The 14,592-nt window shown below is 74.0% G+C and carries 16 protein-coding genes; 10 read left to right on the forward strand and 6 right to left on the reverse strand.

What is annotated here, in order from left to right; genetic code table 11:
• Window positions 1–62 precede the first annotated feature (62 nt).
• The 5 genes from ACFWN1_RS24620 to ACFWN1_RS24640 are packed head-to-tail and all read left to right on the forward strand — an operon-like array spanning window position 63 to window position 5,446.
• A complete protein-coding gene (locus ACFWN1_RS24620) occupies window positions 63–1,319 on the forward strand; it encodes an NAD(P)/FAD-dependent oxidoreductase (protein ID WP_384365844.1) in 1,257 nt (418 codons plus the stop codon).
• On the forward strand, window positions 1,316–2,047 hold the full coding sequence (locus ACFWN1_RS24625) for a DUF1365 domain-containing protein (protein WP_384365847.1): 732 nt from the start codon (window positions 1,316–1,318) through the stop codon (window positions 2,045–2,047). Before ACFWN1_RS24620 ends, ACFWN1_RS24625 begins: the two co-directional genes overlap by 4 nt.
• A complete protein-coding gene (locus ACFWN1_RS24630; RefSeq protein WP_384365850.1) occupies window positions 2,044–3,321 on the forward strand; it encodes a class I SAM-dependent methyltransferase in 1,278 nt (425 codons plus the stop codon). Before ACFWN1_RS24625 ends, ACFWN1_RS24630 begins: the two co-directional genes overlap by 4 nt.
• The gene (locus tag ACFWN1_RS24635; RefSeq protein ID WP_384365853.1) at window positions 3,318–4,646 is read left to right on the forward strand and encodes a class I SAM-dependent methyltransferase; all 1,329 of its coding nucleotides are present in this window, start codon (window positions 3,318–3,320) and stop codon (window positions 4,644–4,646) included. The genes ACFWN1_RS24630 and ACFWN1_RS24635 overlap by 4 nt, the downstream gene beginning before the upstream one ends.
• Window positions 4,643–5,446 (forward strand): DUF1295 domain-containing protein, encoded by an 804-nt coding sequence (locus ACFWN1_RS24640; protein WP_384365856.1) that lies wholly within the window; start codon window positions 4,643–4,645, stop codon window positions 5,444–5,446. The genes ACFWN1_RS24635 and ACFWN1_RS24640 overlap by 4 nt, the downstream gene beginning before the upstream one ends.
• Before the next feature lie 69 nt (window positions 5,447–5,515).
• Here the strand turns inward: ACFWN1_RS24640 and ACFWN1_RS24645 are convergent, their stop codons facing one another.
• The 5 genes from ACFWN1_RS24645 to ACFWN1_RS24665 form a co-directional block, all read right to left on the reverse strand.
• Window positions 5,516–6,265 (reverse strand): anti-sigma factor domain-containing protein, encoded by a 750-nt coding sequence (locus ACFWN1_RS24645; protein ID WP_384365859.1) that lies wholly within the window; start codon window positions 6,263–6,265, stop codon window positions 5,516–5,518.
• Window positions 6,262–6,846: a sigma-70 family RNA polymerase sigma factor gene (locus tag ACFWN1_RS24650; RefSeq protein ID WP_384365862.1), complete on the reverse strand. Its 585-nt coding sequence runs from the start codon at window positions 6,844–6,846 to the stop codon at window positions 6,262–6,264. The genes ACFWN1_RS24645 and ACFWN1_RS24650 overlap by 4 nt, the downstream gene beginning before the upstream one ends.
• Window positions 6,847–6,978: 132 nt before the next feature.
• Window positions 6,979–7,329 carry a hypothetical protein gene (locus ACFWN1_RS24655; RefSeq protein WP_384365865.1) on the reverse strand — a complete coding sequence of 117 codons (351 nt, stop codon included), beginning with the start codon at window positions 7,327–7,329 and terminating at the stop codon, window positions 6,979–6,981.
• Window positions 7,322–7,951 (reverse strand): Asp23/Gls24 family envelope stress response protein, encoded by a 630-nt coding sequence (locus tag ACFWN1_RS24660; RefSeq protein WP_384365868.1) that lies wholly within the window; start codon window positions 7,949–7,951, stop codon window positions 7,322–7,324. The genes ACFWN1_RS24655 and ACFWN1_RS24660 overlap by 8 nt, the downstream gene beginning before the upstream one ends.
• Window positions 7,948–8,469, reverse strand: coding sequence for an RNA polymerase sigma factor (locus ACFWN1_RS24665; protein ID WP_384365888.1), 522 nt, complete (start codon window positions 8,467–8,469; stop codon window positions 7,948–7,950). Before ACFWN1_RS24665 ends, ACFWN1_RS24660 begins: the two co-directional genes overlap by 4 nt.
• Window positions 8,470–8,829: 360 nt before the next feature.
• Here ACFWN1_RS24665 and ACFWN1_RS24670 point away from each other — a divergent pair, with 360 nt between their 5' ends.
• From ACFWN1_RS24670 to ACFWN1_RS24690, 5 genes are read left to right on the forward strand one after another with little or no spacing between them, the layout of a single operon-like run.
• On the forward strand, window positions 8,830–9,336 hold the full coding sequence (locus ACFWN1_RS24670; RefSeq protein ID WP_384365871.1) for an Asp23/Gls24 family envelope stress response protein: 507 nt from the start codon (window positions 8,830–8,832) through the stop codon (window positions 9,334–9,336).
• 59 nt (window positions 9,337–9,395) lie between these two features.
• Window positions 9,396–9,581 (forward strand): hypothetical protein, encoded by a 186-nt coding sequence (locus ACFWN1_RS24675; protein WP_384365874.1) that lies wholly within the window; start codon window positions 9,396–9,398, stop codon window positions 9,579–9,581.
• Window positions 9,578–10,537, forward strand: a complete 960-nt coding sequence (locus tag ACFWN1_RS24680; RefSeq protein WP_384365877.1) for a DUF6286 domain-containing Asp23/Gls24 family envelope stress response protein — start codon at window positions 9,578–9,580, stop codon at window positions 10,535–10,537. The genes ACFWN1_RS24675 and ACFWN1_RS24680 overlap by 4 nt, the downstream gene beginning before the upstream one ends.
• A complete protein-coding gene (locus tag ACFWN1_RS24685) occupies window positions 10,537–11,109 on the forward strand; it encodes a hypothetical protein (protein WP_384365880.1) in 573 nt (190 codons plus the stop codon). Before ACFWN1_RS24680 ends, ACFWN1_RS24685 begins: the two co-directional genes overlap by 1 nt.
• Window positions 11,099–11,989, forward strand: coding sequence for a YihY/virulence factor BrkB family protein (locus ACFWN1_RS24690; protein WP_384365883.1), 891 nt, complete (start codon window positions 11,099–11,101; stop codon window positions 11,987–11,989). The genes ACFWN1_RS24685 and ACFWN1_RS24690 overlap by 11 nt, the downstream gene beginning before the upstream one ends.
• 217 nt (window positions 11,990–12,206) lie before the next feature.
• Here the strand turns inward: ACFWN1_RS24690 and ACFWN1_RS24695 are convergent, their stop codons facing one another.
• Window positions 12,207–14,591: a beta-L-arabinofuranosidase domain-containing protein gene (locus ACFWN1_RS24695; protein WP_384365886.1), complete on the reverse strand. Its 2,385-nt coding sequence runs from the start codon at window positions 14,589–14,591 to the stop codon at window positions 12,207–12,209.
• Window position 14,592 lies beyond the last annotated feature (1 nt).

Consider the following 14,592-nt stretch of genomic DNA (forward strand, 5'->3'; position numbering starts at 1 on the left):
GCCCTTTCTCCATACACTCACTCACACCCGCATACATCCGACCACCTGGAAGGGAACGCACGATGCGCCGAACCGCCGTCGTGGGCAGCGGAGTCGCCGGACTCAGCGCCGCCCATGTGCTGCGCCGGGCCCACCACGTCACCCTGTACGAGGCGGACGACCGCCTCGGCGGCCACGCCCACACGCACGACCTCATAGCCCCGGACGGCCGCATCGACCGGGTCGACTCCGGTTTCATCGTGCACAACCGGCGCACCTACCCGAACCTGCTCCGGCTCTTCCGCGAACTCGGCGTCGCCACGCAGGAGTCGGAGATGAGCATGTCGGTACGGTGCGAGGGCTGCGGCCTCGAGTACGCCGGTGCGCGCGGCGCCCGCGGCCTGCTCGCCCAGCCCCGCAACCTGCTGCGCGCCCGCTACCTGCGCATGCTCGCCGAGGTCCCCGCCTTCCACCGGGCCGCCCGCGCCCTGCTGGAGCACCAGGGCCACTCCACGATGACACTGGGCGAGTTCATGGACCGGTCGGGCTTCTCCCCGTACTTCCGGGCCCACTTCATGACGCCGGTGGTCTCCTGCGTCTGGTCCTGCGACGCCGAGACCGCGCAGCACTACCCGGCCGCGTACCTCTTCCGGTTCCTGGAGCACCACGGCATGCTCTCCGTCACCGGCTCGCCCGTGTGGCGGACCGTGACCGGCGGCTCACGCAGCTATGTCGACCGGGTGGCGGCGGAGATCCAGGAGGTGCGCACCAGCGCCCCGGTCCGCACCGTCCTGCGGCACGCCGACGGCGTCGACATCACCACGCACGACGGCACCACCGAGTCCTACGACCATGTCGTCATCGCCGTCCACCCCGATCAGGCGCTCCGGCTGCTCGGTGACGCCACCGCCGACGAGAAGGAGATCCTCGGAGCCTTCCGCTACTCCCGCAACGCCACCCTGCTGCACACCGACGCCGCCGTGCTGCCCAGGGCCGCGGGAGCCCGCGCGTCCTGGAACTACCTCATGCCGAACTGTTCGGCGGGCTCGGACCGGGTACGCGTCACCTACGACATGAACCGGCTCCAGCGTCTCGACGCCTCCCCGCGCTACCTCGTCACCCTCGGCGGCGAGGACCGCGTCGATCCCGCGCGCGTCCTGGCGCGGATGGATTACGAGCACCCCGTCTACACCCCGGAATCGGTCGCGGCGCAGCGACGGCTGCCCGAACTCGCCACCTCTGTCACCGCGTTCGCCGGCGCTTACCACGGCTGGGGGTTCCACGAGGACGGCTGTCGCAGCGGGGTGGCCGCGGCCGAGGCACTGGGGGTGACCTGGTGAGCACGGCCCCCGCCCTCTACCCGTGCGTCATCCGGCACACCCGCCGCGCCCCCGTGCGCCACGACGGGCCCCCCCGCAACTCCTGGGGGGGGGGCGCCGGCCACCACCCCCCCGACCTACCGGCTTGGCTCCGGCGGTGGGCCGGTTGCCGGGCCAACGACCACTTCACCGGCCGCGCCCCCTCGATCCGTGCCGCGCTCGACGGCTTCCTCGCCGAGCGCGGCATCGACCTGGAAGGGGGCCGCGTCCTCATGCTCGCGCACGCGCGCGTCCTCGGCCATGTCTTCAACCCCCTCACCCTGTACTGGTGCCACGACGCCGAAGGCCACCCCCGCTGCGTGGTGGCCGAGGTGCACAACACCTATGGCGGCCGGCACGCCTACCTGCTGCACACCGACCCGGCCGGGAGGGCCGACGTGGACAAGGAGTTCTACGTATCGCCCTTCTATCCGGTCGACGGCCGCTACCACATGCGGCTCCCGGCCCCCAGGGAGCGCCTCCAGCTCTCCCTGCGCCTGGACCGGCCCGGCAGCCCGCCCTTCACCGCCACCGTCCACGGCACCCGCCGTCCGGCCACCCCCGGCGCGCTGCTGCGCCTGTCCCTGCGCCACCCCTGGTCGACCCTCGCGGTGTCGGCCGCCATCCGTTTCCACGGCATCCGCCTGTTCCTCAGGGGCCTGCCGGTGCAGCCGCGCCAGGTCCGCCACGACCCGGAGAACGCCACATGACCACAGCCCACCCCCGCCCCACGACCAGGACCGGGGAAGCGGTCCCGGCCCCGGTGGACGCCGGCCGCTGGCCCGACGTGGCCGCCGTGCCCAAGGCGTCCTGGCCGGTGCGTACCGTCGCCGCAGGCGTCGTACGGCACGCCCTCGGCGGGCTGCCGCTCCGGGTCCGGTTCCCCGGCGGCACCACCCTGGGCCTGGGCGGACCGCTCATAGAGGTGCGGGACCCGGACGCCTTCCACGCCCGTATCGGCACCACGGGCCTGATCGGCTTCGGCGAGTCGTACATGGCGGGGGAGTGGGACGCCCCCGACCTGGTCGGCGCGCTCACCGTGCTCGCCTCCCACGCCGCCGAACTCGTCCCCGCCCCGCTGCAGCGCCTGCGCCGCCTGTGGGCGCTGCGCCAGCCCGCCGCCCAGCGCAACACCGAGACCGGCGCCCGCGACAACATCAGCCGCCATTACGACCTGTCCAACGACCTGTTCGCCCTCTTCCTCGACGACACCCTCACCTATTCCTCCGCCGTCTTCCGCGGCTTCCCCGCCGAGCACGCCCTGCTCCCCGCCGCCCAGCACCGCAAGATCGACCGGCTGCTGGACCTCGCCGAGGTCGGCGAGGGCACCCGGCTGCTGGAGATCGGCACCGGCTGGGGCGAACTCGCCCTGCGCGCCGCCGCCCGTGGCGCCCACGTCACCTCACTGACCCTCTCCCGCGAACAGCGCGACCTCGCCCGGCAGCGGGTGCGCGAGGCGGGATTCGCCGACCGGGTCGCCATCGAACTCCGCGACTACCGCGAGGCCGAGGGCACCTACGACGCCATCGTCAGCGTGGAGATGATCGAGGCGGTCGGCGCCGAGTTCTGGCCCACCTACTTCCGCACCCTGGACGAGCGCCTCGCCCCCGGCGGCCGGGTCGCCCTGCAGGCCATCACCATGCCGCACGAGCGGATGCTCGCCTCCCGCGACACCCACACCTGGATCCAGAAGTACATCTTCCCCGGTGGCCTGCTGCCCTCGGTCGAGGCCGTCGACCAGACCGTGCGGGAACACACCGGGCTCGCCGTCACCCGCCGTGACGCCTTCGGCGCGCACTACGCCGAGACCCTGCGCCTGTGGCGCGAACGGTTCACCGAGCGCGCCGACGACGTCGACGACCTCGGCTTCGACGCCGTCTTCCGCCGCATGTGGACCTTCTACCTCGCCTACTCCGAGGCCGGGTTCCGCTCCGGCTACCTCGATGTCCAGCAGTACCTGCTCACCAAGGAGCCCACCCGATGAGCCCGCTGAGCCTCCTCGGCACCCCCGCCCGTACCGGCGCCGCCCACCGGATCGCCGCGCTCGTCGAGGACGCGCTCGGCGCCCCGCTGCCCGTCCGGCTGCGCGCCTGGGACGGCAGTGAGAGCGGCCCGTCCGGGACCCCCGTCATCGTCCTGCGCTCCCGGCGCGCCCTGCGCCGACTGCTCTGGCAGCCCGGCGAACTCGGCCTCGCCCAGGCGTACATCACCGGTGAACTCGACGTCGAGGGCGACCTCGCCGAGGGCCTGCGCACCGTCTGGGCCGCAGGCCGCGAGCGCGGCGCGCACACCCCGAGCCTCACCCTCACCGACCGGGCCCGCGCGGTCGGCGAGGCGGTACGGCTCGGTGCGATCGGCCCACGGCCGCCCGTGCCCGCCTCCCAGGCCCGGCTGCGCGGCGGCCGGCACACCAAGGCACGCGACCGCGCCGCGATCAGCCACCACTACGACCTGTCGAACGACTTCTACCGCCTCCTCCTCGACGAGACCATGGCCTACTCCTGCGGCTACTGGACCACCGAGGCCGGCGAGAAGGCCGACCCCGCCGACGCCCAGCGGGCCAAGCTGGAGCTGATCTGCCGCAAGCTCGGCCTCACCGCCGGCTCCCGGCTGCTCGACATCGGCTGCGGCTGGGGCTCGCTCACCCTGTATGCCGCCGAACAGCACAAGGCCCAGGTCACCGCCGTCACCCTGGCCCGTGAACAGGCCGCGTACGTCCGTGAGCAGGTCCGTCTGCGCGGTCTCGAACAGCGGGTGGAGGTGGTCTGCCAGGACTACCGCGACATCACCGGCTCGGCCTACGACGCGGTCGCCACCGTCGAGATGGGCGAGCACGTCGGCGACGCCGAGTACCCCGCGTTCGCGGCCGCCCTGCACCGGATGGTCCGCCCGGAGGGCCGGGTGCTGGTGCAGCAGATGTCCCGGGGCGCCAACGCGCCGGGCGGCGGCGCGTTCATCGAGGCGTACATCGCGCCCGACATGCACATGCGGCCCCTCGGTGACACGGTCGGCCTCCTGGAGGCGGCCGGTCTGGAGGTGCGCTCCACGGAGTCGATGCGCGAGCACTACGTCCGCACCGTTTCCGCCTGGCACGAGACCCTGGAACGCCGCTGGGACGACGTGGTCGCCCTGGTCGGCACCGAGACCGCACGCGTGTGGCGGCTGTACCTGGTCGGCGGGGCGCTCGCCTTCGAGGAGGGCCGCATGGGCGTGGACCAGATCCTCTCCGTACGGCGTGACGGCGCGGGCGCCAGCGGGCTCGACCTGTCCGAGGCCGCCGACTGGTACCGGAACCTGGGGCAGCTGTGAACGGCTTCCACTGGGCCGCCTTCGCCGCGAACCTCGGCTGGGCGGCACTCACCGCGCTCGGCGTCATGGTGATCACCTTCGCCGTGGCCGTCCGCAAGGGCATGCACCGGATCGTGGACATCGCATGGGGCGCCGCCTTCGCCGCGGTCGCCCTGGCCACCTTCGGCGCGTCGGCCGGCGAGGGCGACCTCGTCCGCCGGGCCCTCGTCACCGCCCTCACCGTCGTGTGGGGCGTCAGGCTCGCCGTCCACATCGGGCGGCGCGGCCGGGGCCACGGCGAGGACCCGCGTTACGAGGAAATGCTCGGCAAGGCGTCCGGCAACCGGAATCTGTACGCCTTCCGCATGATCTACCTGCTCCAGGGCGCCCTGGTCTGGCTGGTCTCGCTGCCGGTCCAGGCCGCCCAGTACGCGACCGGCCCGGTGTCGGTGCTCGCCTGGACCGGTACGGCCCTGTGGGCGGTCGGCATCTTCTTCGAGGCCGTCGGCGACGCCCAGAAGGCCCGCTTCAAGGCCGACCCCGCCAACAAGGGCCGCATCATGGACCGGGGGCTGTGGCGCTACACCCGGCACCCCAACTACTTCGGCGACTTCTGCGTCTGGTGGGGGCTGTTCCTGATCGCCTGCGACGGCGGAGCCGCACCCGCCGTGGTCTCCTTCGTCTCGCCGCTGTTGATGAGCTATCTGCTGATCAACGGCAGCGGCAAGCGCCTGCTGGAGCGCCGTATGTCCGGCCGCCCAGGCTGGGACGCGTACGCCGCCCGCACCAGCGGCTTCTTCCCGCTGCCCCCGCGCGGCTGACGCCGGACCACGAAAGGAAGGGGAGCCCCGGTGATCCAGGGCTCCCCTCCTTTCGTGCCTCCGCCGGGCCTAGGTCGGCAGGCTCAGCACCGTCAACGGCGTGGTCGTCGGCCTGGCCGAGCCGCCCGCCGGTTCCACGGTCAGCCCGACGCCCGAGGCCCCGTCCACCGCGCCCCGCATCAGCACCGTCTGGCTGGCGCGCGCCGGGTCCATCAGGCCGGCGTTCCGCATGGTGCCGCCGTCGTCGAACCAGAGCTGGTACACCTTGCCCTTCGGCGGCTCGGGCATCCGGGACGACACGTACACCGCCCGGTCCCGCCGGGCGGAGACCACCACCGTGCCGGTACCGCCGGCCACCTTCACCGTGCGGGACTTGGCGTCCGGCGCCGCCAGCACCCCGGCCAGCTCGGACGCCTGCCGCTCCGCCTGCACCGCCCGCTGCTGGGCGTCCTGCGCGCGCTCCCACTGCCACACCGCCGTACCGCCGAAGACGGAGGCCGCCGCCACGCACGCGGCCAGCGCCCAGCGGGCCGGAGCCGCGCCGAGAGCCTTGCTGCGGCGGACCCGCTCCGCCGGGGTGGTCGAGGGCGTGAGCTGGCGCACCGAGCCCACGCGGTGCAGCACCTCCTCCCGCATCGCCGGGCGCACCGGCCCTGAAGCGGCCAGCGCCAGCCGGGCCGCGGCCGCCTCGAACTCCTCCACCTCACGGGTGCAGGACGGGCAGCCCGACAGATGACGCTCGAAGTCGGCACGCTCGTCGTCGGGCAGCGCGTGCAGCGCGTAGGCACCCGTCAGCGTGTGTGGATCGGTCATGGTCACGCGGTCACCCCCAGGCAGTCGCGCAGCCGGATGAGGCCGTCGCGCAGTCTTGTCTTGACGGTGCCGAGCGGCAGGGCGAGCGCCTCCGCCACTTCCCGGTAGGTCAGCCCCCGGTAGTAGGCCAGAGTCACCGACTGACGCTGGAGGTCGGTCAGCGTGCGCAGACAGCGCCGCACCTGCTCCTGCTCCAGCCGGGACTCCACCTGCTCGGTCACCTCGTCGTACTCCGGCGTGCGGTCCAGCAGGGCCGCCTTGGTGTCGCGGGCGGCGGCGGCCTCCACCGAGCGGACCCGGTCCACAGCACGCCGGTGCGCGAGCGTCAGAATCCAGTTGATCGCGGTGCCCCGGTCGGGCCGGTAGCGCGGAGCGGTGCGCCAGACCTCCACCAGCACGTCCTGGGCCACCTCCTCCGACTGCGCCAGGTCGCGCAGCACCGCCCGGACGACCCCGAGCACCGAACCGGCCACGGTGTCGTAGACCGAGGCGAACGCCTCCTGGTCGCCGAGGGCCACCTCATGCAGCAACTGCTGCAAGTCCGGTTCCGCTGCCGGGTTCCTGCCGATGTAGACGGCTTCCTTCACAACTGTCCTCTCCAACGTTGCGCCGGGGCGGGGCTCCCGCGAACTTCCACGGGAGTCGTCCCCGCGTAATCCGAGGCCGCAGGGGCCGCGGATTGGTCGCCCGGACCCATACTGGCCTACTGGCCTACGGGCTCAGACCAGCCCGGTTACGGTCACGGTGATCTTCGGTGGCTCCTGACCGGGCAGCAGCCCGGCAAGCCGTTCCTCCGTGGCCCTGACGACGGCGCGGACCACGTCGAGGGTGCGGAGCTGGCCCCGTGCCACCAGGTGGATCTCCACCCGCCACGGCCCGGCCCCGTCCGGGCGGCTCAGCCGCACCCCGGAGGGCACGGCCCGGACCCCGTCGGCGGTGCTCGCGCCGCGCGGCAGCGCCGAGCGGAGCCGGCCGCCGAAGCCCGGCCGCAGGAACGCCACCCCCGGCACGGACTCCACGGCGGCGGCGATCTCCCCGGTGAGCGTGGTGCGCAGCGCGCGGTCAGTCATCGCCCGAACCCTCCTCGGCTCCGGCCGGTGCGTCCACGAGATCGACGATCCGGATGTCCACCGACGCGGGCCGCAGCCCCAGCCGCAGCCGGGCGGCCCCGGCTACCCGGCGCCGTACCTCCTCGACCACCTCCTCCAGCGGCACGCCCAGCGGGGCGTGCACCTCCAGGCGCACCGTCACCTCACCCCGCGCGGGGGCGTCCGGCGGCGCGATCCGGCACGAACCCGCACGGACCCCGGTGACCGTCTCGGCGGCGGCCCGCAGGGTGCGCGCGACGACCGCCTCCATCACCCAGAGGTCCTCGTCGTCGTCCCCGAGCGGCACCGGGCGGCCGGGCCGCAGCTCCATCCGGACCACGTCCATCACCCGCCGGGTCAGCGCCGAGGCGTCGTAGCCGGTGTCCTCCGGGACGGTCTCCTCCCGCAGCTCCCGCACCGTCGTCTCCAGCAGCGTCAGCTCCCGCACCGCGCCCGCGCAGTGCGGACAGCCGGCGCGGTGCGGATCGGGGGCGCCCCGCTCCCAGGCGTCCCAGACGCCGGACAGCAGCCGCCCGCAGGCCAGCCGCTCGTCGTCGCCGTAGGACCCGGTGTACCGGTCGGGCGGGTCGGTGTGGGTGGTCATCGCCAGGCCCCCAGTGCTCGTGTCAGACAGCGTCGTGCGCGGAAGACGCGGGCGCGCACCGCCTCCTGGCTGATGCCGACCGTCTCCGCGATGAACTCGTAGGAGCGTCCGTCCAGTTCGCGCAGGACCCAGCAGGCCCGCTGCTCCGCCGAGAGTTCGTCCAGGGCCCGGCGCATCCCGCGCACCGCGTCCCGCGCCTCGGTGACGCGCTCGGGGGAGTCGTACTCCGGCGCCGCGAACTCCCCAGCCGCCTCCAGCGACGTCACCGGCCGGCGCGCCCGCAGGACGTTCAGGCACCGGTTGGTGACGATGCGGTAGATCCAGGTGCCGAACGAGGAACGCCGCTGGAACTCCGGCAGCCGGCGCCAGGCGCTGATGAAGGCGTCCTGCACCGCGTCCTCCGCCTCCGCACGGTCGCCCAGCAGCCGGGTGGCCAGACCCACCAGTGCCGGGGCGTGCGCGCGCACCAGAACGGCGAACGCCTCCTCGTCGCCCTCGGCCGCACGCACCGTCAGCAGGCCGTCGTCCGGGCGCGCCGCGCCGGCCTCCCGTGCCGGGGTGCCGTCGGGAGCGCGTTCCGGCCCCGGATACGTGATCTGTCTGCGGGCCCCCGACACCGGGCGGCTCCTCTCCGTCGTCCTGCCCCTTCGACATCTCCGGGGCGGCTTTGTGACGCGGTATCCGCCGCGCCCCTTTCGGCCGTGCCCCTCATCCGCTACTTCAGGCAGGAAAACCCAGGTGGATGCAGGTCGCGGGGCGCGTCAGGGAGGGGATGACAGGCTTCGGCGGAGAAAATCGGGGAATCCGCGTCACAGTCGTGGACCGGCCGGGTCCAACGGAACGACACCAGCAGTACGGCCCCTCGAGAGGACCTGGTCATGAGCGTCCAGAGCGCCCCCGCCACCACCGGCACGGCCCCGGCGGGCCCCACCGCCAAGACCCAGCCGTCCACCACCCACCTCGCCGCCGGCGCCACCGGAGCCGACGAGCCCGCCGCCACGCGCGGCCGTACCTCCATCGCCGACGTCGTCGTCGTGAAGGTCGCCGGGGTGGCCGCGCGCGAGATCCCCGGAGTGCACGCCATGGGCGGCGGCCTGTCCCGCACCTTCGGCGCCGTCCGCGACCGCGTCCCCGGCGGCCGTTCCAACGTCGGCCGGGGCGTCAAGGTCGAGGTGGGGGAGCGGCAGACCGCCATCGACCTCGACCTGGTCGTGGAGTACGGCGTACCGATCGCCGACCTCGCCCGCGACGTCCGGGAGAACGTCATCGACGCCGTCGAGCGGATCACCGGCCTGGAGGTCGTCGAGGTCAACGTCACCATCAACGACGTCCACCTGCCCGACGACGAGGACCCCGCCCCGGAGACCGCCTCCCGCGTGGCCTGACGGCGCGCCGCGGCGACGAAGAGCCGGGCGGAAGAGCAGGACTGAAGGAGACGTACGACATGGACAGAGCACTGGTAGGGCTGATCGCCGGTGTCGCGCTGGCGTTCGCGGGCTGGTTCGGCGGGTTCGGCGCCTTCCTGCTCGTGGCCGCGCTCGGCGCGGTGGGCTACGCGGTCGGGTACTGGTTCGACCGGGGCGGACGCGCCGGGGACCTGCGGCACACCTTCGATCGGGGCCGCCGGTGACCGCCCCAGGACAGCGCGGCACCACCACGGTCTCCGACCGCGCCGCCCGCCGGATCGCCGGCCGGGCCGTCACCGAGGCGCTGCCCGGCCGCGCCGCGCGCGCCACCGGCTCGTCGGCCTCGGTACGCGGCGGCCGGGCCGAGATCGCGGTCGACGTCGCGCTGCCCTACCCCGCGCCGCTCACGCCCACCGTCCGCCGCGTCCAGGACCATGTGACCGCCCGCACCGCCGAGCTGACCGGCCTCGACGTCCGTACGGCCCGCGTCGGCGTCACCGCGCTCACCCCGGACCGGCAGACCGCACCCGGCGCACCCGGCGCACCGGCGCCGGAGGCGGCATCCGGGGGCCGGGTCCCGCGCCGCTGGTGGGCGCGGCGCGGACTGCCCCTCGGCGTGCTCGTCCTGCTCGCCACCCTCACCTGCGGCGCCCTCGCCACCGACCTGATCCTCGTGCACGCCGGCCACCGCCCGGCAGCCCTCTGGCGCACCGGGGCCCTGCACTGGCTCTACGCGCACGGACCCGGTGAACCCCCGGTCACCGCGGCCGCCCTCGGCTGCGCCCTGCTCGGCGTCTGGCTGATCGTCCTCGCCGTCACCCCCGGACGGCGGGGGCTGCTCACCGCCCACTCCCCGGCACCGGCCACCCAGGTCGCCGTGGACCGCGCGGCGGTCGCCGCCCTGCTCCGGGACGCCGCCGCCGCCACCGACGGCGTCGACACGGTCGCCGTACGGGTCCGGCGCCGCCGCGCCACCGTCCGCGCCGCCCTCGCCTTCGGGGACCGCGCCGCCACCCGCGAGCAGATCACCGACGCCGCGCGCCGCGCCCTCACCGAGTGCGGCCTGCGCCGCCCGCTGCGGCTGCGCGTCGCCGTACGCCCCCTGCCGGTGTGGACCCCGCCCCCGGCCGGACCGGCACCGGCGCCGACGGGTGCCGTGGCGCCGGCGGGAGGAAGCTGATGCGCACCGCCCTCAACCGCTGCGTCCTCGCCGCCGCCGGACTCACCCTGCTGGCCGCCGGGGCCTGGCTGGCGTCCGCCGACCCGGCCCTCGGCACCCGCATGCCCGCCTGGTGGCCGGAGCCCTCCGGCGACGTCACCTTCCTGAGCCCGGCCCGCGTCCTCGACCTGCGCGGCCAGGGCTGGTGGACGCCCACCGCCCTCGCCGCCTCCCTCGCCCTCACCGCGCTCGGCGCCCTGTGGTGCGCCCGCCGGTTCCACGGCGGCGGACGCCCGCTGATCAGCCTGCCCGCACCCGGCTCCACCGTGCGCGCCCGCGCCCTGGAGGAGGCCGTCGCCCGCGACGCGGCCGCCCTCGACGGCGTCGCCCACTGCCGTGCCCGCGTCCACGCCGGACGCGGCCGGATCACCGTGCGGCTGCACCTCTGGCTCCAGCCCGACACCACCCCCGACGCCCTGCGGCCCGGCGTCACCCGGCTCCTCGGCTGGGCCCGAGCGGCCGCCGACCCCTGTCCCGTCCACGGCCGGGTGCGCCTGAGCGCCCGATCCCACCAGGTACCGCATGTCCGCTGAATCACACGCCCCCACCGCCACCCGACCGCCCCGGCCCACCCAATGGGGCGCGGCACTGCGCCGCACCCCGCTGTCCATGTGGCGCGACGACGTCTCCGACGACGCCGCCGCCCTCACCTACTACGCCATCCTGACCGTGCTGCCCGCCCTCCTCGTCACCGTCATCGCCTTCGCGCTGATCAGCCCCGGCACGGCGGAACGCTTCATCAGCCAGGTCACCGCCTATGCCCCCGCCGAGTCCGGCGGCGAACTCCACGACGTGCTGGGCCGCATGCTGCGCCCCGACGCCGCCGTCTGGCCGCTGCTGGTCGCCGGGTCCGCCAGCGCCGTCTGGTCCGCCTCCAGCTATCTGGCCGTCTTCCGCCGCTCCCTGCACCGCATGCACCGAGTCGAGGACCACCGCTCGCCCCTGCGCAAGGCCCACCGCATCGTGCTGACCGCGCTGGCCCTGCTCGGCCTGCTCGTGGTCAGCGCCCTGGTGCTGCTGCTCACCGGGCCCGTCGCCGAAGCCGCCGGACGCTTCTTCGGCCTCGATGCCACGGTGGCCTGGGTGTGGCGCCTGCTGCGCTGGCCACTGCTGCTGATCCTGGCGGTCGTGCTGATCGTGGTCGTCTTCCGTACCGGCCCCCCGCACGCCAAGCGGCGCGGGCACAGCCTCCCCGGCGGACTGCTCGCCGCCACGCTGTGGATCACGGTGTCCGGCGGCTTCGCGCTCTACACCTCGGTGCTCGGCGGCTACAGCAGGCTCTACGGTTCGCTCGCGGGGTCGGTCGTCTTCCTGATCTGGCTCTGGCTGTCCAACCTGGCCCTGCTCACCGGCGCCCAGTTCACCGCCGAGCTGTGCCGCACGCCGGCCGAACCGCCCCCGCGGGCCCGTTGAGCCGGGGAGTGCGGGCCGGGTCCAGCAACTGTGCCGCGATCCCCGCCGCCTACAGCACCCTGCCGGGCACCAGCAGCCACCGGTGCCGGGCACCCGCGGGGAGCCACGCGTGCCGTACGGCGAACGCCCCGTGGCGAATTGCCGTCCGCCGTCCTTCATCGAGTGCGACCTGCCGGAGTCGTCCCGGCCCGGCTGACCGGGACGACTCCCGCGACGGCTAGCCGATCCGCCACAGGTGGTCGTCGGTGCCGTTGTCCGCGAACTGCACGACCTGCGCGCTGTTCGCCGTGGACATCCGGTCCACACCGAGCACCTTGCCGCTGTGCTTGTTCTGGAGCCGGAACCAGCCGTCACCGTTGTCCAGACGCCGCCACAGATGGTCGTCCGTGCCGTTGTCCTCGTACTGGACGACCAGCGCGCTGTCGGCCGTCGACATGCCGTCCACACCCAGTACCTTGCCGCTGTTGCCGTTGCGGACCAGGAACCAGCCGTCGCCCCGGTCGAGCAGCTGCCAGGCGTGGTCGGCGGTCGGCGTGTCGTCGAACTGCACCACCCGGGCGCTGTTGGCCGTGGACATGTTGTCCACGGCGAGCACCTTCCCGCTGTTCTTGTTCCGCACCCGCCGGAACGGCGGCTCCGGGGTCCACGGGCGGCCGTCCGGTGCCGCGGTCGGGAAGCTGCTGATCCGCAGCCGCGCCGCCCCCATCGGCACCAGCGTGACCGTCTCCACAGGGGAGGTGGACCGGGCGGGGCTCGGCTGGAGCGGCGCGACCACGTGCTCGTCGTCCGCGATCCACTCGGGGATACGGCGGGCCTGCGCCGTCAGCCGCACGGGCGTGCTCTCCAGGGTGAACGGGTTGGCCGGGACCGCGCCTGCCGCCCGGACGAACTCCGGTACCGCGTCCGGCACCAGCCCGTAGTTCCACGGGGAGGTGGCGTGCACCTCGTACTCGGGGAAGGTGTCGTCGCCCGCGTAGCGGACGTAGCGCTCGCCGATCCTCAGCGCGTACGTGAGCGGGCCGTGCGCCACGCTGACCGCGTTCCCGCCGCCCGTCCAGGTACGGATCGTCGTGCGCTGGGGGAGCCTCAGGGCGACGACGTCGCCGTTCGCCCAGGTGCGGTCCACGGTGACGAAGGCCGGGCCCGGACGCGCGGCCACCGCCTGGCCGTTCACCGTGAGCACCGGGTCCGGACACCAGCCCGGCACCCGCAGCCGCAGCGGGAAGCGGACCGCCCCGGGCGTGGACAGGGTGAGCCGGACCGTGTCGCCGAAGGGGTAGTCGGTCTGCTCGGTGACCGTGACCCGCGTCCCGCCGGCCACGGTGGCCGTCACCCGGCTCGGCGCGTAGAGAGCGGCCGCCAGACCCTGGTCCGGGGTGGCGAGCCACAGTTCCTCGGTGAAACAGGGCCAGCCCATGCCGTAGTTGTGCGGGCAGCACCGGTAGTTGTCGATGCCCGGCTGGAAAGACTGCATGGCGAAGCCGTTCTGGAACTGCCCCTGCGTCTTCGCCGCGTTGTCCAGGTCGACGCTGTTCGCGCTGGTGATGTAGTGCACCGCCCGGCCCTGCGGATCGAGCGCGGCCGGCAGCATGTTGAACGCCAGCTCCTCGCACCGGTCCGCCCACACCGGGTCCCCGGTGACCCGGGTGAGCAGCTCGTGGCTGGCCATGAACTCGACGATCCCGCAGGTCTCGAACCCCTGCCGGGGATCACCGAACCCGGCCCGCAGATTCTCGTCCCCGGCGAATCCGCCACCCGGGAACTGCCCGTACACACCCAGCACTTGGTCGTACGTGCGGTACGTGGCACCCGTGTCCGCGGCCGAGCCGGAACGCCGGGCGTACTGGGCCGGTTCCCGGAAGCCCTGCGCGATGTTGACGTTGTGCGCGGTGGGCAGCGGGCCCGTCCAGTCGGCGCCCCAGGTGTGCATCTTGTCGGCGAGGTCCAGCAGGAAGGCGTCGCCGGTACGGTCGTGCAGCCACAGCGCGATGTCCAGACCGTCGCCCCAGCGGGTGGAGATCCAGCTGTGGTCGAAGGCGCCCCGGCCCTGGGCGTTCATGAAGGTCAGGAAGCGGGTCAGGAACGGGATGATCCGCTGGTCGCCCGCGTACTCCTGCCAGGTGCGCAGTGCCATCAGCAGCGGCAGGAACGGCCAGAAGTCGGGGCCGCCGTCCAGCGAGGTGCGCAAGGCGCGCGGACCGAAGAACCCGTCGGACTGCTGGGTGGCCAGCACCGCGTCGATCCAGCGGCGGGCCCGCGCCAGCGCGTCGGCGTCCCCGGTGGCGATGGCAAGGGGCACGAAACCCCGTAGCCAGTAGGGAAGTTCCTCCCAGCCGGGCTTCTCGGGACGCACCCAGCCGGAGTCGTCGAAGTTCAGGAAGTGCGAGCGCTGGTCGTAGTGGCCGCACAACCCGTCGAGCTGAAGTCTGAGCTGGCCGGCCAGCCAGCCGCGAGCGGTGACGCTGCCCGGGGGGAGCCGGGTGAAGGCGGCCGGTGCGAGCGAGCGTGCGGCCGGGGCGGCGTAGGCGAGGGGGCCGGAGAGTGCGGCCGAGCCCAGCGCCAGCGCGCTGCCGGCCAGGAAGTGACGTCGATGGAGGGACATG

The organism is Streptomyces sp. NPDC058459, assembly GCF_042721685.1.
Lineage (GTDB): Bacteria > Actinomycetota > Actinomycetes > Streptomycetales > Streptomycetaceae > Streptomyces.

What these genes read in the sequence shown, in the direction of transcription:
- ACFWN1_RS24620 (WP_384365844.1), top strand. Translation starts at nt 63, where the DNA reads ATGCGCCGAACCGCCGTCGTGGGCAGCGGAGTCGCCGGACTCAGCGCC.
- ACFWN1_RS24630 (WP_384365850.1), top strand. Translation starts at nt 2,044, where the DNA reads ATGACCACAGCCCACCCCCGCCCCACGACCAGGACCGGGGAAGCGGTC.
- ACFWN1_RS24635 (WP_384365853.1), top strand. Translation starts at nt 3,318, where the DNA reads ATGAGCCCGCTGAGCCTCCTCGGCACCCCCGCCCGTACCGGCGCCGCC.
- ACFWN1_RS24655 (WP_384365865.1), bottom strand. Translation starts at nt 7,329, where the DNA reads ATGACTGACCGCGCGCTGCGCACCACGCTCACCGGGGAGATCGCCGCC.
- ACFWN1_RS24660 (WP_384365868.1), bottom strand. Translation starts at nt 7,951, where the DNA reads ATGACCACCCACACCGACCCGCCCGACCGGTACACCGGGTCCTACGGC.
- ACFWN1_RS24670 (WP_384365871.1), top strand. Translation starts at nt 8,830, where the DNA reads ATGAGCGTCCAGAGCGCCCCCGCCACCACCGGCACGGCCCCGGCGGGC.
- ACFWN1_RS24675 (WP_384365874.1), top strand. Translation starts at nt 9,396, where the DNA reads ATGGACAGAGCACTGGTAGGGCTGATCGCCGGTGTCGCGCTGGCGTTC.
- ACFWN1_RS24685 (WP_384365880.1), top strand. Translation starts at nt 10,537, where the DNA reads ATGCGCACCGCCCTCAACCGCTGCGTCCTCGCCGCCGCCGGACTCACC.
- ACFWN1_RS24690 (WP_384365883.1), top strand. Translation starts at nt 11,099, where the DNA reads ATGTCCGCTGAATCACACGCCCCCACCGCCACCCGACCGCCCCGGCCC.
- ACFWN1_RS24695 (WP_384365886.1), bottom strand. Translation starts at nt 14,591, where the DNA reads ATGTCCCTCCATCGACGTCACTTCCTGGCCGGCAGCGCGCTGGCGCTG.